Annotated in this window: 20 protein-coding genes and 1 tRNA gene; 9 read left to right on the forward strand and 12 right to left on the reverse strand. The window is 25.7% G+C overall.

What is annotated here, in order from left to right:
- Nucleotides 1-13: 13 nt before the first annotated feature.
- Nucleotides 14-730, reverse strand: a complete 717-nt coding sequence (locus R4K56_RS11245) for a hypothetical protein (RefSeq protein WP_335773006.1) — start codon at nt 728-730, stop codon at nt 14-16.
- Between the two features lie 240 nt (nt 731-970).
- Here R4K56_RS11245 and R4K56_RS11250 point away from each other — a divergent pair, with 240 nt between their 5' ends.
- Entirely contained in the window at nt 971-1,255 is a 285-nt protein-coding gene (locus R4K56_RS11250) for a hypothetical protein (RefSeq protein ID WP_297299938.1), read from the forward strand.
- A gap of 25 nt (nt 1,256-1,280) precedes the next feature.
- Nucleotides 1,281-2,606, forward strand: a complete 1,326-nt coding sequence (locus tag R4K56_RS11255) for a tetratricopeptide repeat protein (RefSeq protein WP_335773007.1) — start codon at nt 1,281-1,283, stop codon at nt 2,604-2,606.
- A 68-nt stretch (nt 2,607-2,674) separates the two neighbouring features.
- Here R4K56_RS11255 and R4K56_RS11260 read toward each other — a convergent pair whose 3' ends face one another.
- The 3 genes from R4K56_RS11260 to galE all read right to left on the reverse strand — a co-directional run bounded on the left by R4K56_RS11260 (nt 2,675) and on the right by galE (nt 6,972).
- Nucleotides 2,675-3,931, reverse strand: a complete 1,257-nt coding sequence (locus R4K56_RS11260; protein WP_335773008.1) for a 5-methylcytosine restriction system specificity protein McrC — start codon at nt 3,929-3,931, stop codon at nt 2,675-2,677.
- Nucleotides 3,932-3,937: 6 nt separating this feature from the next.
- Nucleotides 3,938-5,866 (reverse strand): McrB family protein, encoded by a 1,929-nt coding sequence (locus tag R4K56_RS11265; protein WP_335773009.1) that lies wholly within the window; start codon nt 5,864-5,866, stop codon nt 3,938-3,940.
- A gap of 113 nt (nt 5,867-5,979) precedes the next feature.
- Nucleotides 5,980-6,972: a UDP-glucose 4-epimerase GalE gene (gene galE, locus R4K56_RS11270; protein ID WP_335773010.1), complete on the reverse strand. Its 993-nt coding sequence runs from the start codon at nt 6,970-6,972 to the stop codon at nt 5,980-5,982.
- Between the two features lie 277 nt (nt 6,973-7,249).
- Here galE and R4K56_RS11275 point away from each other — a divergent pair, with 277 nt between their 5' ends.
- Nucleotides 7,250-7,924: a hypothetical protein gene (locus R4K56_RS11275; protein ID WP_335769367.1), complete on the forward strand. Its 675-nt coding sequence runs from the start codon at nt 7,250-7,252 to the stop codon at nt 7,922-7,924.
- A gap of 275 nt (nt 7,925-8,199) precedes the next feature.
- Here the strand turns inward: R4K56_RS11275 and map are convergent, their stop codons facing one another.
- The 4 genes from map to R4K56_RS11295 form a co-directional block, all read right to left on the reverse strand.
- Nucleotides 8,200-8,991, reverse strand: a complete 792-nt coding sequence (map, locus tag R4K56_RS11280; RefSeq protein ID WP_335769366.1) for a type I methionyl aminopeptidase — start codon at nt 8,989-8,991, stop codon at nt 8,200-8,202.
- A 14-nt stretch (nt 8,992-9,005) separates the two neighbouring features.
- A complete protein-coding gene (locus tag R4K56_RS11285; RefSeq protein ID WP_335757777.1) occupies nt 9,006-9,269 on the reverse strand; it encodes a hypothetical protein in 264 nt (87 codons plus the stop codon).
- 27 nt (nt 9,270-9,296) lie between these two features.
- Entirely contained in the window at nt 9,297-12,776 is a 3,480-nt protein-coding gene (locus R4K56_RS11290; RefSeq protein WP_335786911.1) for an AAA family ATPase, read from the reverse strand.
- 66 nt (nt 12,777-12,842) lie between these two features.
- Nucleotides 12,843-14,924 (reverse strand): hypothetical protein, encoded by a 2,082-nt coding sequence (locus tag R4K56_RS11295; RefSeq protein ID WP_335770542.1) that lies wholly within the window; start codon nt 14,922-14,924, stop codon nt 12,843-12,845.
- A gap of 491 nt (nt 14,925-15,415) precedes the next feature.
- On the opposite strand from R4K56_RS11295, the gene R4K56_RS11300 reads away from it, so the two are divergent.
- Nucleotides 15,416-16,018 carry an HAD-IA family hydrolase gene (locus tag R4K56_RS11300; RefSeq protein WP_335757774.1) on the forward strand — a complete coding sequence of 201 codons (603 nt, stop codon included), beginning with the start codon at nt 15,416-15,418 and terminating at the stop codon, nt 16,016-16,018.
- A gap of 13 nt (nt 16,019-16,031) precedes the next feature.
- On the forward strand, nt 16,032-17,831 hold the full coding sequence (locus R4K56_RS11305) for a sensor histidine kinase (RefSeq protein WP_335757773.1): 1,800 nt from the start codon (nt 16,032-16,034) through the stop codon (nt 17,829-17,831).
- On the opposite strand, the gene R4K56_RS11310 is transcribed toward R4K56_RS11305, so the two are convergent.
- Together R4K56_RS11310 and R4K56_RS11315 are read right to left on the reverse strand one after the other, a co-directional pair.
- Complete coding sequence (locus tag R4K56_RS11310) at nt 17,826-18,182, reverse strand: response regulator (protein WP_297300059.1); 357 nt, start codon at nt 18,180-18,182, stop codon at nt 17,826-17,828. The genes R4K56_RS11305 and R4K56_RS11310 overlap by 6 nt on opposite strands.
- Nucleotides 18,183-18,210: 28 nt before the next feature.
- Nucleotides 18,211-18,294, reverse strand: a tRNA-Leu gene (locus R4K56_RS11315).
- A 166-nt stretch (nt 18,295-18,460) separates the two neighbouring features.
- Here R4K56_RS11315 and R4K56_RS11320 point away from each other — a divergent pair.
- On the forward strand, nt 18,461-19,471 hold the full coding sequence (locus R4K56_RS11320) for a hypothetical protein (RefSeq protein WP_335770540.1): 1,011 nt from the start codon (nt 18,461-18,463) through the stop codon (nt 19,469-19,471).
- A 103-nt stretch (nt 19,472-19,574) separates the two neighbouring features.
- The gene (locus R4K56_RS11325) at nt 19,575-20,714 is read left to right on the forward strand and encodes an HD-GYP domain-containing protein (protein WP_335757771.1); all 1,140 of its coding nucleotides are present in this window, start codon (nt 19,575-19,577) and stop codon (nt 20,712-20,714) included.
- A gap of 2 nt (nt 20,715-20,716) precedes the next feature.
- Here R4K56_RS11325 and R4K56_RS11330 read toward each other — a convergent pair whose 3' ends face one another.
- Both R4K56_RS11330 and R4K56_RS11335 read right to left on the reverse strand, forming a co-directional pair.
- Nucleotides 20,717-21,049 (reverse strand): hypothetical protein, encoded by a 333-nt coding sequence (locus R4K56_RS11330; RefSeq protein WP_335757770.1) that lies wholly within the window; start codon nt 21,047-21,049, stop codon nt 20,717-20,719.
- 2 nt (nt 21,050-21,051) lie between these two features.
- The gene (locus R4K56_RS11335) at nt 21,052-21,525 is read right to left on the reverse strand and encodes a chemotaxis protein CheX (RefSeq protein ID WP_335757769.1); all 474 of its coding nucleotides are present in this window, start codon (nt 21,523-21,525) and stop codon (nt 21,052-21,054) included.
- 206 nt (nt 21,526-21,731) lie between these two features.
- On the opposite strand from R4K56_RS11335, the gene R4K56_RS11340 reads away from it, so the two are divergent.
- Together R4K56_RS11340 and R4K56_RS11345 are read left to right on the forward strand one after the other, a co-directional pair.
- Nucleotides 21,732-22,049, forward strand: coding sequence for a hypothetical protein (locus R4K56_RS11340; RefSeq protein ID WP_335760478.1), 318 nt, complete (start codon nt 21,732-21,734; stop codon nt 22,047-22,049).
- A 2-nt stretch (nt 22,050-22,051) separates the two neighbouring features.
- Nucleotides 22,052-23,007: hypothetical protein (locus tag R4K56_RS11345; protein WP_335786912.1), on the forward strand; the 956-nt coding region annotated here is incomplete at its 3' end.

Genomic DNA, 23,007 nt, shown 5'->3' on the forward strand with positions numbered 1-23,007 from the left:
ATCATTTAAATATTTATTTTTTGTTTAGTATGGACAAAGACCTTTTAGCTTCCAATGATAAAATATTTTCTTCATTATTTATGAAATTGTTTAATATGTTTTTAGATTTTTCAAGATTGAATGATGATAAACAAGTGAGGCATTTCCATATAAGAATTTTATCATCTTCATATTTATCCATTAAATGTATTATACATTTGAGATTATCATTATTTGAAAGAATTTGATTATAGAATACCATAAATCCAATAGCGTCAATAACTTCATGAATTTTTATTAAATCATCGCTTTTTAATACATCTAATAGCACTGGAAATATATTTATATTCATTTTTGATAAAGTTCTGGCTATTATATCCCTAGGCAAAGGATATGATTTTTTTAATGATACTTTCTTTGGTAATTTTTTATACTGATTATTACCTATTATACCAAGGTAGGCAGTCATTTTTACAGCAGTATCGATATTGCCGTTTTGTAAAGCCTCACATATTGCAATTTTAGTATATAAACTTTTCTCTCTTGATAATTGATGCAATAATTCATTACATACATTATCAGTAAAAGGTTTTAAATTTACTGCTGCTGATGTTCTTATTACCGGATCATCGCTATTTAAATAATTAACGATTTTTTCTATTGGTTTATCTCTAAGCAAATTGACATCATCATCTAAAGCCATACCCCTGTTTTTTATCTTATCTAAATCAGATTTCAAATCATGCTTCATATATACATAATATTAGATTTTTCATAAATATGCAAGGAAAATTATTTTAGTTAATCAATTTTGATATTTTTATATACTGTATATTAATATGTTTTTGCTAAATATTAATTGAATTTATACGATATATCTAGCAATATGGCGTAATTTTATTTTTAAATTTTAATAAATTTAGTTGAAAAAATAGAAAATTATTGCAAATTTTTCACTATATTCTATAATTTTATTAGAGGTATCAATCTTATGCTAGAAAAAGTAAAAGATTTTTATAAAACCAAGAAAATTTTATTTTTCGGTATAATTTTACTTTGGTTATTATTAACAGTAGGTGTTGGGATATTGATAGGTTCTTGTACTAAGCCAAAAGTTATACCATTAACACCTGAAGAAGAAAATTCAAAAGCCATTAATATTATTGAAGAAGACGATGAAAAAGTCTTAAAAGGTGAAATGCTTTCTACTAAAAACAATCTTAATTTTGAAGAATTAAGATACTCAAGAAATTACGTAGAAAGTCGAAAAAAATAATAATAAACTTTTAGGAGAGATGACTATGAGAGTTTTTGTATGTTCTAGTATGTTGCTTATGTTCACTATTTTCAGTGCTGCATTCGCTCAAGAAACAATTACAGTTCAGCCAGATGACAAAGTAGTAACTAACGCTTCTACTCGTATGAAAAGCGGCCCAGTAGAAAAAGATTTGGTAAAAAGTGTTGATCTATCTGAAAATACTCTTTTTTCTATCAAATTAAATGCTACAAATTTTGACAGATATATACGTATAACAAGCTATTCTACTAATTTAGACTTTGTTAGATTTACAAGAGATAAAACTAATGCTTTTCTTACTTTCAGAACTTTAACTCCTGGTGTAGGAAAACTTAATTTCCAAGTAGATAATGAAGAAAGCATTATAAGAAAATATTTCTATACTATCAGCGTTACTAATAGTCAAGGAATAGCATCAATGGAAACTAATGCTATATTAGATCCAGAAAATGATACTAATGATATGGCTACTAACACTATGATGACTAATGAAGCTGCTACAAATATGGTAAATACTAATGAAACAGCTACTAATGTTATGATGACTAACGAAGCTGCTACAAATACAGTAAATACTAATGAAGCAATTAAAGCTCCTGCTACTAATGAGCAAAAAAATACAGCTTCTACTAATAATGCTCAAACATCAGCAGTAAAAAAAGAAAATACTCAAGCTAAAAAGCCTGTAGAATCTAATCCTGAAACTATAGCATTATTTAATTCTGCAGAAGATCTTAAAAATATAAAAGATTATAACAATGCAGTTAATACTTACAGCAATGTTATAAGCCAATATCCTAAATCAAAATATTCTGTTTACAGCTATTTTAGAATAGGGGATATTTATAATCAAAAGAAAGATTATAACAATGCTTTTGATATGTATAAACAAGCATCTTCTTTAGACAATGCTAATAATAATGAAAAAGCAGCTGCTTTATATTCTATGGGTGTTGTAAGAAAATCTGAAAATAAACATGATGAAGCTATTGCTTATTTCAATGATGTTATGAATAAATATTCAAAAACTTCTATGTACGGAAATGCTGCTTATGAGGTTGCTGAAAGTTTAAAACAGCTTGGCAGAATATCTGATGCACTTCCTATATTAGAAAAATCATTAGAAGGAAATAATCAATTTGCTAAACGTGCTGATGCTATATTACTTTTAGCTGAAGTATATGAAAAAGGTGATAACAATACAAGAGATTTTGAAAAAGCATATAAAACTTATAATCAATATTTAGCTGAATATCCAACTTCTTCAAAAGCTAAATTTGCTAATGACAGAAAAAATTTCTTATCACGCAATGCAGTTAATTTGAGATAATCTATATTTTAATAAAGCAAATAATTAAAAAACCCTTTAAGAATTAATTTTCTTGAAGGGTTTTTTATTTATTCAAATACAGGCAAACTTACTTTAAGTTTATAAAAATTCACAAAATGTTTTATTTCTTCAATATTATTAAAATCTATATTATTATCATCATCATTATTCACATATATAATTAAACATTTTGGAATATAATTATTTTCCTGATATTCTTTATCTTCTTTAAATTCATCTGTAATTTTTGCTATACGGGAATATGCTGACAATTGCATTATATCATTTTTATCATAATGCTTGATATAAATTTCTTTATATTTGGTATCTGCTATATAATTATAATCTTTCCCTTTAATAATAAAGTCAGGTATAAATCTGCCATTTAAATATGACTTTTGATACAAAATAGTATTTTCTGTATTTTTTAATTTTTCTTTTAATAAAGAATATACATATTTTTCAAATAATAATGACATATTAATATAAAATGGAGGAGCTTCATTTATATTATGAGTGTCTTTATATCTTTTCATTTTTATTATTTTTATTGCTAACTCAATTAAAATTTTATATTTTTTGTATAAAGGATTTAATTTTACTTTATTTAATTCATATAAGTGAAGCTCATCAGAAACTTCATTAAAAAATGAGACACAATAAGTATAATTATTTTTGATATTTTTACTTATACATATTTTTAATGCCTTTTTTAAAATTCTATTTTCTATACAATTTATATCATAATCCAAATAAGAACAGTATATTCTGTCATTTCTATTGTTCACTAGATTTTTTCTTATATTATTTGAAAATAAAATTTTGCCTTTTATTTTTGAATTAAGATTTTCTTCTTTTTTTATAAAATTTCTTTTAAGTCCGTTATGCAATTCTAATTCTAATAATTTTATAAAATGAATTACTATTAAAATATCTAAACTATTTATTAAACTACTATCTTTATGCTTAATTGTCTTTTCATCAAAATTAATATTATATATCGAATGGAAGTCTTTGATAATATTGGAATATTCTAAGCATTTATTAAACATTTTAAAAAAATCTATATTTTCTATTTTAGGCTTTATTATTAAACTTTGATTTTTATTTATCCAAAAAGCTCCTATATAGTAAGAGAATAAAGGGTTATTTGTTTTATAATCTATTAAGTTAGATACTATTTTATCTTTTGATATTTCTATTTTTTTTAGAAAATTACTGCAAGAAATAGGGGAGTTTTCTTTAACTATAAATGTATTGAAAATTTCTTTTACTGCAATTTCATTACAAAAACTGCATTCGCATTTATTATTTATATTATTCATAAATCATTATATTTTTAACTCTTTAATAGTATTTTTTAATTCATTATTATTCTGTAATATACCGTCTTTTAAATACTCTAATAATAATGGTTTTATTTCATAATTTAATTTTGTATTTAATTCTTTTATGTCTTTAGCCATAAAATAACTATGACCTATCATAATATCATCTATATCAAATTCATCATTCAAATTGTTACTTATTATTTCTTTTATGTTATTAAATAAATTAATTGCTTTTTCTTTTAATTCATCATCTTTATAATAATTTTCTATTTTTTCTTTTAATGCCTTTATAGTTATGAAAGCAAATCTTCTTCTTAAAGCATAATCAATGTAACCTATACTTCTGTCAGTTGTATTCATAGTACCTATTATATATAAATTATTAGGGACAGAAAATGTTTCTTTTGAATAAGGCAAAACAACTTTTATTTCATTTTCACTTCCATTTCTTTTATCTGATTCTAATAATGTAATAAGTTCTCCGAAGATTTTTGATATATTTCCTCTATTTATCTCATCTATTATTAAAACAACTGGATTATCATTATTTTCAATTGGATCTGATAAATTATAGTTTTTCTTTAAATAATCCAACAAAGGCTCTGTATATGATAAAGCTGATTTATATTTATTAAAATATAAACCGAATAAAGCCGCTCTTATATATCTCCAATTATTCCCCTCTTGAGATGCCGGCTTATATCTTACATAACCATTATCATCTGTATTTAAATAAAAATCTAAGCCTCTTTTGGTTTTAAGAGTTATTTTTCCAATATTATTATTTTTAGAATCATATCTTATATCTTTTTCATTTAATTCATTTTGAAATTTATCCCATACATTTTTTATACCATTTTCTTCTCCTGCTGTTTTGGTGCTATTGCAGGCTTCTTTGAATATACCGTCTTTTACTTCATAATAAATATTATCATCATTAGCAGTGGGCTTAAAACCTTCAACAAATTCTTCATAATCCATAGATTGATGAAAAGTAGTAAAAAATATTTGGTTCTTATCAATTAATTCTTTATATCTATTCATAAGAGATTTTCTATCATTGGGAGTATCTCCATCTATTAATGATACAGCGATTTCAGCAGTTATATATGTTTTACCTGTACCTGGTGCTCCTTGCAGTATAATTTGTTTTTTCTGTTTTAAAATATCAATTATTTCTGATGTACTTATTTGCTCATTCATATTTAATTCCTCAAGTCTTAATAAATCTATAACTCTATAATTTTTAAAATGAAAATTGTTTTCTTTCATAAACCTATTAATGTTTTTTACATCATTAATATATCCATTAAAAGAATCGTCTTTATCAATTTCTATTCCTATTTGTTTATATATATCTTTTCCTAAACTATTTAATATTGGAAATGCATTAGGTTTAATACAATGAAAGAATTGACTTAATGAACCTTTTTTCAATCCTTTTATATCTAAATTTTTATATTTTTCTAGTATATTTAATATATTATTATCATCAGCATTATTTATTTCTATAATTAATTTAAAAAAGTTTAATATTTCATCTTTTGTTATAATTTGTTCATACTGCTTAAATGTAAAAGTAGCAGCTCCAAATAAGCCATAACTATCTTTGCCGTTTTCTTTATTAGAGTATTTATATCTATTAATTTTTTCCCTATTAATTAAATCTTTAATTTTATTTTTTATTTCTTCTTCTAAATTAGAATTAGATATATATTCTATTCTTTTATCAAGAGGTATTTTCCAATCACCTATGCATAAGAAATATATAGCATCTAAGTCTTTATAATTTAAATTTTCTAGTTTGTAATTTTCTAATAGTTTTATAACTTCGGGTATTAAAACATAGGAACCATCATGTTGTTCTGGAATTATATCTTCTTTTGTTTTTAATAAATTAATTAATTCTTTATTGTATTGATTATACATGATAGTACCTCTAATACATTATAAATTATATTTTATAATATGACAAATAAAAAAGAGGCTCTAAAAAATAGAACCTCTTTTCAATAATATAATAAATTTTATAAAATTAAAAATTATCTGTCATTATAGCCATTTGGATGATTCTTATGCCAATTCCAAGCAGTTTGTACTATAGTTTCTAATGAATCTATTGTTGGTGTCCAGCCTAAAACTTCTTTTGCTCTTTGACTGCTTGCTATAAGTTCTGATGAATCGCCTGCTCTTCTAGGACAAACTTCTGCAGGTATCTGGTGACCTGTAACTTTTCTAGCTACTTCTATAACTTCTTTTACACTAAATCCGTTTCCATTACCTAAATTACAAGCAACGCTCTTTCCGCCGTTTTTTAGATAATTCATAGCAGCAATATGTGCTAAAGCTAAATCGCATACATGTATATAATCTCTTAAGCAAGTACCATCTCTTGTAGGGTAGTCATCACCAAATATTTTTATAGATTCTCTTTTTCCAAGCGGAACTTGAAGTATTAATGGTATTAAGTGTGATTCTGGTTTATGATCTTCTCCTATATGTCCGTCTGGGTGAGCACCTGAAGCATTAAAATATCTTAAAGCTACATAATTAAAATCATAAGCTTTTGTATACCAAGAAAGTATTTTTTCTAATGCTAATTTACTGTCGCCATAAGGGTTAGTAGGTTCTTTTCTGCAATCTTCTTCCAAAGGAATTTTTTCAGGTTCTCCATAAACTGCTGCTGTAGAAGAAAATATGAAATTTTTTACTTTTGCTTTAAGCATTGCATTAAGAAGATTAATTGAATTAGATATATTGTTATGATAGTATTTAGCAGGATTTTGTACGCTTTCTCCTACTTCTATATAAGCACATAAATGCATTACTGAGTCTATATCATGACTTTTGAAAATCTTATCTAATAATTCACTATCACCTATATTGCCATGATAAAAATTCTTACAATCTTTAATAGCATCTTTATGTCCATACTCTAATGAATCGATTACAACAGTTTCTATATTCTGTTTTAAAAGTTCATTAACTACATGTGAGCCGATATAACCAGCTCCTCCGCATACTAAAACAGCCATTTTTAATACTCCAATTTTTAAAGTTTGATTATATCAATAAAGTATAATTCAATTACAAAAAAAGTCAAAGAAATATTAATTATTATTATGAATATTATATTTAAATTTAATATTTTTTATAAAATAGGTTAATAGTATAAAATTATATAAATATGTTAACTAATATAACGTTATGTAAACTAAAATGCTAAAAAAATATTATATTATATACAATTTTTATTGATTTAAATTGATAAAACTATCATAATATATATATGAAATAAAATGGAGTTGAATCATGAAAAAAATCATAATGATTATTGTTTTTGTAAGTTGTGCAATATTATATCCTCAGTATTATTTGATAGATGAGTGGTATTTAGTAGATAAAACAGATCCTATAACAGATGAAAAATCAATATCTATATTCATAAAAAAGCAGGAAGAAAATAGTTTAAACTTTAATACATTAATGATACAAATTAAAAAAGACTCTATTAATATAAATTTGTATACGCCTTCTCTCGTTTTTAAACAAAGATTTAATGATAATGACAAAATAGATATTATATATAGATTGGACAAAAATGTACCTAGAACAAATTCTTTAAATAAATATGGTGAAGGAGAATATTATTCATTAAATAATAATCAATCAGCTAGTCAGCAGAGCATTATATTATTAAAAGAATTATTATCTCATAATACTTTAGCAGTGAGAGCTGTAGAGAAAATAGATAATGCAAATCATACTTATACTTATGTATATGATTTAAATAGATTAAGAGAGCTTTTAAAAGATGCCAATCTTGATAATACAATATTAGAAAACAGTAAAGCAGAGATTGATGCTATAATAATTCAGGAAACAGAAAAGGCTAAGGAAGAAGAACCAATAGTAGAAACAGAAAAAACTAATCATAGAGAAAATATTTACATGATAGATGATATAAATTACAATCCTACAATATAATGTGATTAAAAAAGCATTTTGTTTATAGCAAATTATATTTATTTAACGCACGCTAAACTGCACTTTCCTTATAATAAATATGTTATTGTTAATTTATTAATATTAGTAATTTTGTTTAACGTGCGTTATATATTTTTATAAATTTAAACACAACTTGGGCGGGTGCTATAATTTCTGTCAAGATCATAAAGAAAAATTTAATAAAATATCTAATAAAATTAATAAGATAAAAGGGCGGGGTAGAGAGAATAAGTTAAAAATTATTTTATCTTATTCTATTTAATTCCAAGTATTTCCACACCAGTTTGAGTAATTAAAACAGTATGTTCAAAATGCACAGCTAAAGAATAATCAGGAGTAGATAAAGTCCAACCGTCTTTTTCTTTTTCGTACTGATCAGTACCATTTGTAATCATTAATTCCAATGCTAAAACCATATTCGGTTCTAATAAAACATCATTATTTGGGTGATAGAAATTGAATATATATGGAGCCTCATGATATTCATAGCCAACTCCATGACCAGTAAGAGATTTTATAACACTGAATCCGTATTCATTAACTTTATTTTCTACGGTTCTTCCATATTCACTTAAAAGTACATTAGGCTTTAATTTATAAATACCATATTCAAGAGCTTTTCTGCAAGCATCAATAAGTTTATATGCCTTATGATTAACAGAACCCATTCCGCCTTCTATTACTATAGTTCTTGCACAATCAGCATAGTATCCATTATATTTTACTCCTACATCTACGCATACAGGCTCACCATGTACAAGTATTTTATTATTAGTAGGTCTTCCATGTGCTATTTCATTTCCGCTTGATATGCTTGTAGCAAAACCATAATCAGGAACTTCAAAATTAGCAGGATAGGCATTCTGCGATTTTATATATTTTTCTACTTCTTTATCAATTTTAGAAGCTCTTACCCCAGATATACAAAGCTTAAATGCCAAGTCTATAGAGTCTTGTGCTATTTTAGCAGCTTTTCTGATATTTTCTATAGCTTCTTCATCTTTAATTTTCGGCTTTACTATTTCCTTGTCTTCTTTTATGAACATTCTATTTTATTCCTTTATTTTAGAGATTTAGGAGTAAATATATATAAAAGAATAACTAATATAATAGCACCTAATATAGCAGATGATAAATTTATTTTTATATATTGTATATTACTGATTCTAGGCAAGTAGTAAGAACCAAGCAATGCACCAGCAGTAGCAATAAGAAACATCATTACCCAGCCGCCGAATACTTTTATTTTAAGTATATTACCAAATATCAAACTAACAATGATACCTATAACTATAAATGCTGATACTACTATAATATATTCCATCTATTTTTATAACCTCTTAATTACTTTTTAATTGGCAGAAAGTCCTATAAAGAATGACTTTAATCCGCCTTCATCATTTTCTACTGGTACAAATATCATATGTGATATATTTTCTCTATCCTCAGAATCAAATTTAGTTTTTAAAGAATCAGAAGAAAATGGATCTGATACATATAAAGTTTTTTTATGAGCTAAAATTTTCTTAAATAAAGCTTCATTTTCAGTAATATTCAATTTATTTTTTGTAGAATCAGATATATTTTGAGATTCTGTTATATTATAGCTTCCATCTTCTTGTCTTGTAAGCATAGCAGCATGCAATATATCTAGTCCTGACTGTTCTTTTACCCAATTAAGCATATCGTTCATATTTTTATTAACGAATTTTTTGCCTTTAAGAGCCTTTAATACATTTTTCCAGCCGGCAGTCATATTTTCTTTTACTTTTTCTTCTGCTTCTCTATAGTAATCATCTGGGATTTTAGGTACTTCTTCAGGATCATATAAGTCTTTATCTATTAAATCTTCTGTATCAAAACTATCTTTTTCATTTGCAGGTTTAATTACTTCTCCGTCATCGTAATCTTCTGCAAAACTATGTGATAAAGAAGAATCTTCTGAGTTGCTATTTTCTTCATCATCGTAATCACCAAGTAAGAAATCTCTGTTAAGAGAGAAGTTAAAAGCATCACTTGAAGAGAAATATTCCTCTTCTTTTTTTGCTATTTCATCTTCTAAAATAGAACCATGACTTATCAAAATATCCCCCTCATCATCTATTATATCATCAATACCTTTAATAATTTCTTCATTGTTATTATTTTTTTCTTCGGAATCATCAATAGTTTCTTCTAATTCATCTTCATCGGTATTGTTATCATTGTTTTCTTCATTAGAAATATTATTATTAGGTATATCTTCTAAATTTTCAATAGGGTTATCATCATTTTCTTCGTTATTATCATCATTGTTTTCACCAAGTACTTCGTCTAAGCTAGGTATATCCTCTAAATCATCGATAGTGTCTTCGATGTTGCTGTCATCGTCTTCTTTGTTTTCTTCTTCGTTGTTATCTTCATTATTTTCATCAAGAACATCATCTAAGCTAGGAATATCCTCTAAATCATCGATAGTATCTTCAATGTTGCTGTCTTCATCTTCTTTGTTTTCTTCTTCGTTATTATCTTCATTGTTTTCGTCAAGAACATCGTCTAGGCTAGGAATATCTTCTAAATCATCGATAGTGTCTTCGATGTTGCTGTCATCGTCTTCTTTGTTTTCTTCTTCGTTATTATCTTCATTATTTTCATTATTTTCATCGAGAACATCATCTAGGCTAGGAATATCTTCTAAATCATCGATAGTGTCTTCGATGTTGCTGTCATCGTCTTCTTTGTTTTCTTCTTCGTTGTTATCTTCGTTATTTTTATCAAGAACATCATCTAGGCTAGGAATATCCTCTAAATCATCGATAGTGTCTTCGATGTTGCTGTCTTCATCTTCTTTCTTTTCTTCTTGTTCTTCGTTATTGTCTTCATTGTTTTCATCAAGAACATCATCTAAGCTAGGTATATCCTCTAAATCATCGATAGTGTCTTTGATGTTGCTGTCATCGTCTTCTTTCTTTTCTTCTTCGTTGTTATCTTCATTGTTTTCATCAAGAACATCATCTAGGCTAGGTATATCCTCTAAATCATCGATAGTGTCTTTGATGTTGCTGTCTTCATCTTCTTTCTTTTCTTCTTGTTCTTCGTTATTGTCTTCATTGTTTTCATCAAGAACATCATCTAGGCTAGGTATATCCTCTAAATCATCGATAGTGTCTTCGATGTTGCTGTCATCGTCTTCTTTCTTTTCTTCTTCGTTATTATCTTCATTATTTTCATCAAGAACATCATCTAAGCTAGGTATATCATCTGATTCATTATCAACACCATCTAATTTATTTAATTCCTCTATATCTTCTGGTGTCTCTTCCATATTTGATAATTCTTCAAGATCATCTTCTTTATCTTCATCTATGATATCATCTAAATTAGGAATTTCATCAAAATCTTCTGCAATATCATTATCTAAAGAAGCTGCATCATCTAATTTTATATTCTCATCAGTATCATCATCTTCATTTTCTAAAGTATCATCTAAAGAAGACATATCATCTAATTTAATGTTTTCATCAGTATCATTGTCTTCATCTTCTAAAGTGTCATCTAAAGAGGACATATCATCTAATTTAATGTTTTCATCAGCATCATCATCTTCATTTTCTAAAGTATCATCTAAAGAAGACATATCATCTAATTTTATATTCTCATCAGTATCATCTTCTTGAGTTCTTTCACCGCCGTCCTCTAATATATCATCTAATGCTGGTATATCATTATCATCATTTTCTTCTACTTCTATATCTTCAACATCATCAATTTTTGGTAAATCAACTTTATTTTCTCTTGTAATTCTTTCTTTTTTATCTCTGTTAAAGAATTTGATACTGTCATTATCTAATGGTTCTATATCATTATCATAATCATCTATATTGAATTCTTCATCATTTACAATATTAGCATTAGCATAATTATTTTCTAAAGGCTCGCTTCTATCATATATATCTTCTTCTTCAGCATTATTGTTTTCATCTTCTTTATTTTCTCTGTTTTTTTCAATCAAAGATGTAATTAATAGGAATATAAATGATAAACCTAAAAGAGCTAGTATTATATATTTTAAATATTTTTGTATTATAGGAACATTTAATTCTAATATACCTATATTAAAATTATCTATATCTTTTACTTTGCTTGAATAGAAAGTGAAAGTATTATTATCTACTTCAATAGTTTCAGAGCTTCCAACTTCTTTATTCATATATTGAGTTAAACTATCTCTTGATATGCTGTTAATATCAATAGAAGAGTTGTAATAAACAATACCATTAGGAAGTACAACAAAATTTAAATTATAAGAAGTATTTTCAAATATTTTTTTGAATACACTTGCAACTATATATCCAACTTCTATTCCTCTGTCATTTCTTATAGGCTTAACAAAATAAACGCCGTCATAATCTTTATCAAAAAATGCTTTTGCCTCAGATTTTTTATAACTTTCCAAATCTACAGGCTTGGTTTTTACAGGTGATGAAAATACTGGCTTTCCATCAGCTAAATATAATGCTACAGTGTCAAAAGGATAATTTCCGCTTCTAAATATAGATATTATTCTTTCTTTTTCATTTTCATCTATACCGTTCAATATAACCTGCTGCAATAAGTTAATAAAAGGATAGCTTTCAACTATTTTATTAAGTCTTGCATCATAATCTTGAACTAAACTTACTATACTGTTCTGACAAATCAAAGCATTTCTATCAAGTTTTTTTGTATCAACATCGAATGCATCTTTTTTTAGACCAAATACGAATGTTATAAATAGGGCAAGCACTATTATATTTATTAAAATAGATATATATACAAAGACAGATATACTATTATTATGTTTGTCAGACATATAAATCACCTCTAAACACTATGTTTATTTTTTTCTTACTAATATTTTTATTATATCAAAATCAAATTATTTTTTTGTTATATTTCTCTTAGCATCTTCTTCAGCTTTACTTATTATGGAAGACAACATCTTATCAAAAGCAGCAAATACATCATCAGTTCTTACTGAACTAGCAGATTTTTCTTCTTTAGGAGTATTATTATTTTCTTCAGCTATTTCTGCTTCATTTTCTTTTTTTGTTTTTATATTATCGAGAGCTTTATTATATGAATTTAATATGTCCTTACTAATATCTGTAGAATCACTTTTCATATAACCGTCATTTTTCTTAAATAAGTTTTTAGCTGTATCTTCTTCTTTATTTTTTGATAATAAATTATTTTTTATATTTTTGTTTATTACTTCATTATTATCAATTTTTCTGTACTCAGAATTATTTTCTTCAGCTTCTCTTATTATGCTGCCATTATCTAATGATAAAGCTTTAGTTATAAAATCATTTTGTAATGATGTATTATAATCTTCTTTATCAGTTGATAATTGTTCATCAGAAATAGACATATATTCTTCTTCTGCTTCAACTTCTTCATCTTCTGAATTTATATCTTCTACTATTTCTTCATCATCGATTTCATCTTCTGCATAAGAGATTTCTTCTTCTGAAGTATTATCATCTGATACAATATTTTCTTCTTCTATAGAATTTTCTTCAGAATCTTCTTCTTCAGCATATTCTTCTATAGTATTTTGAATTTCTTCTTCATCTTCAATTCCGGCAAATGCATATTCTATAGCTTTTGCATGTTCTTCTTCTAAGTCTTTATTTATATTAGCAAAAGCCATTTCTATATCATCATAATCTATATTATTTTCATTTGAAGATTCTGTGTTTTCTTCAATACTTTCCTTAACTTCTTCTTTATCTTTTAAATCTTCTTTTGTAATTGCAAATCTATTTTTGCATTCATTTATTTCTTCTTTTATAGTTGAAACTATATTTAATATATCTTTGCCAATATTGAATTTATCTTCTTTTTCAGTTTCATTTTCTTCTTTTTTCAAATATTCTTCCGGTATTTTATATTGTACCTTTTGAATCATAGGAGGCATTTCCTCAAGAGTATTTGATTTAGGTAATTCAACATTTACAATATTTTTATTTAAAAGCTCATCGCTTCCTTTTACGCTTTCAACATAATCTTTATTGCTTTTAAATTGCATAATATATTTGAAGAATTCTATTACACCTTTAATTACTAATTGACAAAGCAATATTAATAATGCAGTTATAGCTAATACTATAAGCTCAAAGTAATTAGGGTACTCTTTTCCTATCATAGAAACAGAAAGAGAATCATTAACTATAAAACTAGGCTGTTTTTTATAGTATGCATATCTATTTATAACACTAGATACTTTTTCTATATTGTTTTCACCTACGGATTCTCTTACATTATACACAGAATTTCTTGAGTCGCTTACATAAAGTCTTTTATCAGCAACCTGATAGTACATAGCTATATCTGATACATAAGCATAATCATTTCTAGTAGTAACTATAATTTCACCATAAGGATTTTTTATATATTCCATTATATAAAAGGCATTTTCATTAGTAGCATTTAATACTAAAGAACCTTTTGTTTTTATTTCGTTTATTAAAGTATCTTGAAGTTCTAAAGGCCAAGATTTATTTCTTGATAAATACAAGTTAAGAAGCATTTTTCCTTCAGTATTGAAAACAGTCATTCCTCTTAAGTATGGATTTTCAACAGTCATTTTATAATAATTGTTTTTATATTTATCCAATTGAGCTTTAGTTGCTGTGTTGTTTGGATTAAAATCTTTTAGTGAATCTGAAGTTTGATACATACTGTATCCTACATAATCGGATATTGATTGAGTTATAAGATTAACTTGATATTCAGATACACTATTTCTTTTTATTTTCATTTTTACTGCCATTTTATCAACACTTTGCATCATCATATCTAAATAATCATTTATGAATATAGCGATGCTGCTGTTTTCAGGCAATATAGTATTGCTTGCCGCTCTTGCAAACATAGCAACTATGAATATAAGCAGAAATGATATCATCAAACTAAGTATAGTTTTTATTATTTTTTGATTTTTGTTTTCATTCATAATACTTAAGCCTTTTACAATAAAATTGTCTTATACGAAATATATAAAAAACTACTATTAGTTATCGGTTAAAGCAAATTTTACTTGAAAGTTTTATTATTATGATTAAGAAATTATATTGAATGGGAAATGTTACTGATTGTATGAAAAATATATAAAAAAGCTCCGCTGAGCCGTATACGACATAAATGCGCCTGACCATTTGCGTCAGGTGGGTTCCTCAGAAACATGACCTTGATTTCTCAAAACCGTATCGCGATAACGGCGAGCCTATCATTAATGCTTCGCTCTAGATCCCTAATGCATTAATTTATACTGGCGCAAGAATGTACAATCGCTTAACGAGAACAGCAGAGTTGTTATTAATATAAATGCTTTTTGATAATTTGTCAATACTGTAAAGATTATATTAACATAGTTTTACTATTGACAAAGCTTTTTATAGAAAATATAATAATATTATTATTTATTTAATATTGAAAAGGTTTACTATGATTAAAAATATAATCTCTGATATAGGTAATGTGTTATATGCTTTTAGTACAGCAAATTTTATAAATAAATATGTAGATGAGAATGACAGAGATGAATTTTTACTTAATACATTTGGCAGTAAAAATTGGTTTCTTATGGATAAAGGAGATGTTAGTTTTGAGGATTCAAGAAAGCATTTTATAAGTGTATGTCCTAAATATGAAGAAGCTATTAATAAACTTTTTGACAGTTCTTTGACTTTATGTCTTGATAAACATCATAATAATATAAATTTGTTAAAAGAATATAAAAATAAAGGTTTTAATATATACTATCTTTCTAATATGCCTTCGGAAACTTTTGAAGTTTTAAGAAAAGAAACTGACTTTTTTGATAATACATGTGTAGGAGGCGTAATTTCTGCACATATAAAAATGGCTAAGCCTAATAGAGATATTTATGAGTATTTCTTAAATAAATTTAATTTGAATGGTAATGAGTGTTTATTTATAGATGATAATATCAACAATGTTAATGCCGCCATTAATGTTGGTATAAATGCTGTAGAATTGAAGAAAATAGACTATATGCATACAGTATTAGAAGAAAATATTAAATAATAAATTGATAACTATGAAAGTTATAAAGAAAATATATACAAAAATAAAAAATAGATACGGTATAGTATTTCCTAGTCTTATAGTTACATTTACTTTCTTAATTCTTATAGTTTCAATAGGTATAAGCAGTTTTATATATGAACCTAATATAGTTGATCCTTTTTATATGTTTGCTGTAATATTTTTTCCAGCAGCAAGTATAGTTGTAGGTGTTATAATTATAATTAAATTTATAGTTGATGCCATTTTTAAAAAGGAAGGCTCTCATTTAAAATTGGTTATAGTATTTATAATGGGGCTTATGACTGTAGTACCAAGTATGCTTATAAGTAAAATATCTACTTATATAATAAAAAGTAATCTTGATTTATTTGTGGATCAAAATTTAAATAATTCTATATCTTATATAATTGATGTATCTAATAATGAACTGTTAGATAAGCAAAATTATATGATAAGTACTATTTCTAATGTTGGAATTAACTATTTTAACAATATATATAATAATATTGACACAGAAAATTTTGATTATAGTAATTATATGAGTATAGATAAAAAGATAAAAGAACTAGGATATTTTAATAATATAGTTTTTTTGTCCAATTCTTATAATGGAAATAATATAATATTTTTTAATTCAGGTAATTATATACCTCTTGATATTAATTATAAGTTAGATAATGATAATATTATATTTATTAACAGTGAGTATAATGGTTTATTTTATGTTAATGCCATAATACCTCTATCTTATAATAATAATTATGTAATTTGGTCTGAAGTTATGCCTCAAAATTATATAGAAGTTAGAAATTCTGCTTTAGAAGCCTTTAGAATATATAATTCAGTTAATATGTTTACAAATGAATTTTCTATGATACTTAGCCTTTTATATTTGTTTATATTGGGAGTATCTACTTTTTTCTCCATTGTATTTGGTATAGCTTTGTCAAGGCTTATAACAAGACCTATAAGTTTGATACTTAATGCTACAAATTCTATAACAAATGCTGATTTTAATATAGATATGAAGCTTGGCGGTGTTCATGATATGAGAAATCTTATTCACAGATTCAATGTTATGGCTAGAGCTTTGAAATATCATAGAGATAGAGAAAATACAAGAGCTAGGCTTGAAACTTGGAGGGAAGCGGCTATAAAAGTTGCTCATGAAATAAAAAATCCTCTTATGCCAATAATAATGAATGCAGAACTTATAGATAGAAAATTAAGTACGAATATGAGTGAAAAAGATATTGATAGAATTAAAAAATCTACATCTGTAATAGTTAAAAATGCTAATGTAATATCTGGGCTTGTAAAATCTTTTTCTGAATTTTCTTTTGCTATTAAACTTTCTGAAGAAAAACAATCTATTAATAGTGTAATTACTGAAGTTATAGAATCATTTAGAAATGTAAATGATGTTAAATTTAGTGTTGTTTTGAGTAAGCATGATTATTTTATAAATATGGATAGGGAAAAATTAATAATGGCTTTTAGAAATTTGATAAAAAATTCTATAGAAGCTATGGAAACTTCTACAAGATCAATAATTTATATTTCTTCATACCATGAAATTATAGAATTAAATGAGTTTTTTATAATAAGTATAACAGATACAGGAATAGGTATAGATAGTAATAACTTACATAAAATATTTGAACCATATTTTACATCTAAATCCAAAGGTACGGGAATAGGACTTGCTACAGTAGAAAAGATTATATCCGAACATAATGGAACTATAGATGTAGAATCAATAGTAGGGGAAGGAACAACTTTCTTTATAAAGTTTATGGTAGAATCATAAAGATTCAATTTTTGTTACTAATTTATTTATATGAGATGGATATTTCATACAGATTATATTAAATTTTTGAGCTTCTCTTTCTATGTCTATATCAATATTTTCGCATAGGAAGAAAATTGTAAATTCATTGAATTCCGGTAATTTTTTTAATTCACTAATGAATTCCATAACATTAATCCATACAAGATTAGGATTAAATACTAATATTCTTATGCTGTATTTGTATATTTTGCTTATGAGTTCGTATAGATTTTCAGCTATGAAAACTTTTATAGATGAGCTTTCTAAAGCAGCTTTAATTTTATTATATCTGTTATTATCATCATCTACTATTATAGCTGAGTAATTCATAGGGCAAACCCCAATTTGTAAGATAATGTGCCGAGAGAGGGACTCGAACCCTCACTGAGTTGCCTCAGGCAGATTTTGAGTCTGCTGCGTCTACCAATTTCGCCATCTCGGCATTATGTAATTATCATTTCTAATAAATTACCTTTTTTAATTGCTTTAGATTATATGTCAAAATCGATAAAAATCAAGTAAAAGTTTTATATTTTTTCTTTTTTTATAGTTATATGTTTTATTTATTGTAAAATATGGTAAAATAATTATATATATGAGGGTTACTTATGAAGATTACATTAGATATGTCTATATCGAAATTATTAGATGCATTTGACAGAGAATTTGGCGTATCATTAGGTATATATAAAGGTGCTCATAAATCTGATAATATAAAATTATTTGAAATAGCTGATCCTAGAAAAAATCAAAAAGCTTTTATTGTTATTAATAAAGATACCAGTGTTGAGAGTGCTGAAGCTATGTTTAGAAATACATTCGGCATAAGAGTTCAGATTAAAGATAAGAATGGAAATACAGTAAGTCAGGAAAATACTTTAGGCGGAATTAGAAAATTAGATAAGGGTTATGTTGATGATGAGAATAAAAGCAATATTAATTTAATAGATGATGAAAATACTGAAAATAATGAAGTTTCAGAAGATGATGATAAAAAGAAGAAAAAGAAAAAGGCATATTTCTTAAAACCTAAAGTTGTAAAACATACAGTAGAAGATAAAATAAAAGAGATAGACAGATATTATTTAAGTTTTCAAAGATTTGAGAGATATAAAAATATGCTTAATCTTTTATCATGTATGGAAGAAGCTAAATTAGCATATCCGGATTCTAAAGAACTTATAGACCATATTGAAGATATAAAGTCAAAATCTTTAAATATATCAAATTTGAGCATTAAAAAAAGAAAATTTGCCATATTAGTATTAATTATAGTAACATCTATCCTAGCTATAGTAGGCATAGGTATATGGGGGCATAATTTATATCAAAAAATTAGAAAGGATAGAGAGGCAGATAGCATAATTAAAGAAATAGATAGTTTGAGAATTAGAAAAGGTTCATTAATGGAAAGCGGAAACATATCTGAAGCCAATGCTATAGATGAAAGTATTAATTCAAAATCAGAAAGACTTAACAGTATACAGAATGAAAATACAGTGTATGTTGCTAATTATTTCTTGATAATAGCATTTTTTATGGCAATAATAGTGGCGTTATTTATATTAAGGCTTAATAAATACAATCTTACCTCAATAAGATTTGGTAAAAACACATAATATTTTTATTATATAATTATTATACTTGATAATATATTACTATATGGTATTATATAACTTAACATAATGCTTTTTTTTATTTATTTGAGAGAGAGGATTTTCAATGGCTAAAATTATTATACCATTAAGCGATTTAAAAGAAGGAATGAAAATAGCTAGTAATATATATAATAGTGATGAAAAAAGAATCATAGATATAGGCACTGTAGTTACAAAAGATATTATAGAAACATTAAAAAGAAATTCTATTACAACAGTAAGCGTAATGGAGCTTTTAGACCTCAAGAAAGAAAATACAGTTAATACGGAAGGAACAGCTAAAAAGCCAGTTATAAGAGGTATATTAGAAGAAAACGGTAAAAAAATATTGAAAATTGATAGCGAAGAAGTAGTTAAGGCCAAACAAAATACCATAGAAAAAACTAAATCTTTATATGAAACTGCAAAAAGCGGCGGAAGCATAGATTTTGATTCTATGAAAAAAGAAGTCAATAAAATGCTTACTTCTATACTAGATAATAAAGAAGCACATTCCTATCTTTCTATGTTAAAACGTAAAGATGAAACAATGTATAAACATGCAGTAGATGTTGCTACTTTATCAGCCATTACTGCTGAAGAATTAAATTTAACAAAAGTAGATGTAGCTAATATAATGCTTGGTGCATTGGTTCATGATATAGGTAAGGTTCTTATACAAGAAAGTTTATTAACAAAAATAAATCTTACCAAAGAAGAAGAAGCTATAATAAAAAAACACCCTACACAAGGATATAAACTTGTAAAAAGGGACAATTTAGATGATAACATAGCAGATATTGTTTTAGAGCATCATGAAAAATATGATGGAAGCGGATATCCATTCCAAAAAGATAATAAAGATATAAGTACTTATAGTAAAATAGTTTCTGTCTGTAATACATTCAACAATTTAATAACAAAAGGGGAAAGAGGCATACCTTGTACTCCTGATAAAGCAGTAAAAATTATTATATCTCTTGCTAAAAAAGAGTTTGACAGTGATGTTGTAAAAGCATTCCAAAAAGCAATAGGTTTTTATCCTAATAATACAAGAGTAAAACTTTCAAATGGTTCTATAGCAAGAGTAATAGAACAGAATCCTACTTTACCATTAAGACCTGTACTTTCCATAGTAAAGCACCTTGATGGAAGCGTTAGTGATGGATTGGAAGTAGTGGATTTATCTACTTCAAATGACTTGTTTATTAAAGAAATATTATAATTTTAGTATTTAAGTTTCTGTTTTTTGCTTAAAAGTCTTATTAAATATCTTAATTCATACTTTGAATAGTAATCTTTTACCATTGTAACTCCTCTTTTATTGAAAAAAGAGAAGTAATGGTATTTTTCTAAAGTTTCTAAAAGTTTGGAAAAATGTTCTTCTTCTAATCTAAATGCTTCTGATACTTCTTTTAAAGAATATAACTTTTCATCATCTTGAAAGTATTTATTTAAGAATTTATTTGATTTTATTGTTATACAAATATTATCAATAATGATTTTTATTACTATAGTTATAATAAATAATATTATGAAATATTGTAATATTTTAGGCATTATCAATTAGTTTGATTAAACAAAATCAAGTTCATAAATATTTCACCTAATTCTGTTTTATAATTGATAGATAATATTTTATCATTTTCTTTTTCAAGCATAGATAACTGCTCACTCATAAGAATAGCAGGAGGAGTCATATCTAAATCTATATGTTTTGTAGATAAATCGTTAATAGCACTTCCTGCAACCATATTAACAAATTCTTTAATAGTTGCAATAAATATATCATCTATATTAGTTATAGATTCCATATTAAGAGCTGAAGCTAATTTAAATGCAGTGGCTTTACTCATATTAAACATAAGTCTTCCGCTTAAATCTCCTGTAATACCAACAAAAACTATAACACCGCCTACATGATTAGCATTTCTATATATTCTAACGTCACCTTTACCAACTTTTGAATTAAAATAACTTTTTAATATAATTACTGTACCTTTGCTGAAAGCATTTACTACATCTAAGTCAAACATATTTATAACACCATATAATTGTATTTTTTTTATTATCGGAAATTAATATAATATTTTTAACAGTATACTACTATTATACAAATTATCAAGTTAAAATATAATTATTTTTAATTGATAATATTTTACATAAATCTTGACTACAAATAAAAAGAATGGTATCATTAAAATAAAATTATATAATAAATGAATGAATAACCGATAATATCATGAGAGATAGAATACTTTGTTTGTCTTTTATATTGTTAATATTTTTATTTGGCATTTTTGTAAAGACAGTTTATAAGAGTAGTGAACCAGATAAGAAATTAATTAGCATTACAGTAAAAGGAGCGGTTGTTAATCAGGGTGTATATTTTTGTGAATGCGGTGATTCGGTAGCAAATGTATTAGAGTTATGCGGCGGAATGACAGAACTTGGTTATTTGCCTGAAGGATTTGACTACAATATGCCGATAACTAATGATATTACAATTAATATACCTAAAAGGTATTCGACTATAAGAAAAAATTATGAAGAGAATTGATAGTGGAAAAAGAATTCGCTAGTATTTTTGAAGATAATAAAGACATCTCGCTCAATGAGTATGATATAAATAAACTTATAGAAAAAACTATGGAAATCAATGAAAATGAATTTCCAGTAATATCTATTGGTAATACAGATAAAGATAGTCCTAAAATACAAGGTAAAGTTACAAGTAAAGAATATGAGAATGATCCAGAAGCTCATGAAGTAAATATCAATGATTATATTAAAGAAAAAGAAGAAGAAAATGAGCTAGAAGCTTATACAGATGAAGAAAATAAAAAATATAAAACATTAGAAGAAAGTTTAAGTTTGTCTGAAAATGATATAGAAGTTGCAGACCATATAGTTGAGTCTGAATTGGATATGTCATCTCTTTTTGCAAATCCTATAACTCCTGTTGATGCAAATAATAATGAAGAAGCTTCAGAAAATGAAGATAGTGTTAATATTGAATCAAATGAAGCAGCTGAAACAAAAGAATTATCTGATGAACAAGCTTATATAATGGAGCATATCTATTCTAAGGAACAAGATGATATACTTAAAGAATCTGAGGAAGAATCTTTAAAAGAAGATGAATTAAATGTATTAGAATCAGTTGATGATTTTAATTTAGAAGATTCTTTTAATAAAACAAATCCTTTAGATGATGATTTTAAAGATGATATTTCTGATAAATTAGAAAAAGATGAAGAAAAAAAATCTGAAGACTCTTATAAATTAGATATGAAAGAGTATACAGATGAAGAACTTCTTGATATAAATAATATTTTAGAAGATGATGAAGAAATAACTGATTCTTCTGATGAATCAGAAAAAATTGAAGATAATTCAAATGAAGAAACTGAATCAGCACCAACTGTTGAAAGTTTAGAAGATGAATCCCCTTCATTAGAAGAAACATTAAGTAATGAGGAATTATCTGATTTGGAAGAAGGTTTAGAAGAATTAGA

Source organism: Brachyspira pulli (assembly GCF_036997785.1).
GTDB lineage: Bacteria > Spirochaetota > Brachyspiria > Brachyspirales > Brachyspiraceae > Brachyspira > Brachyspira pulli.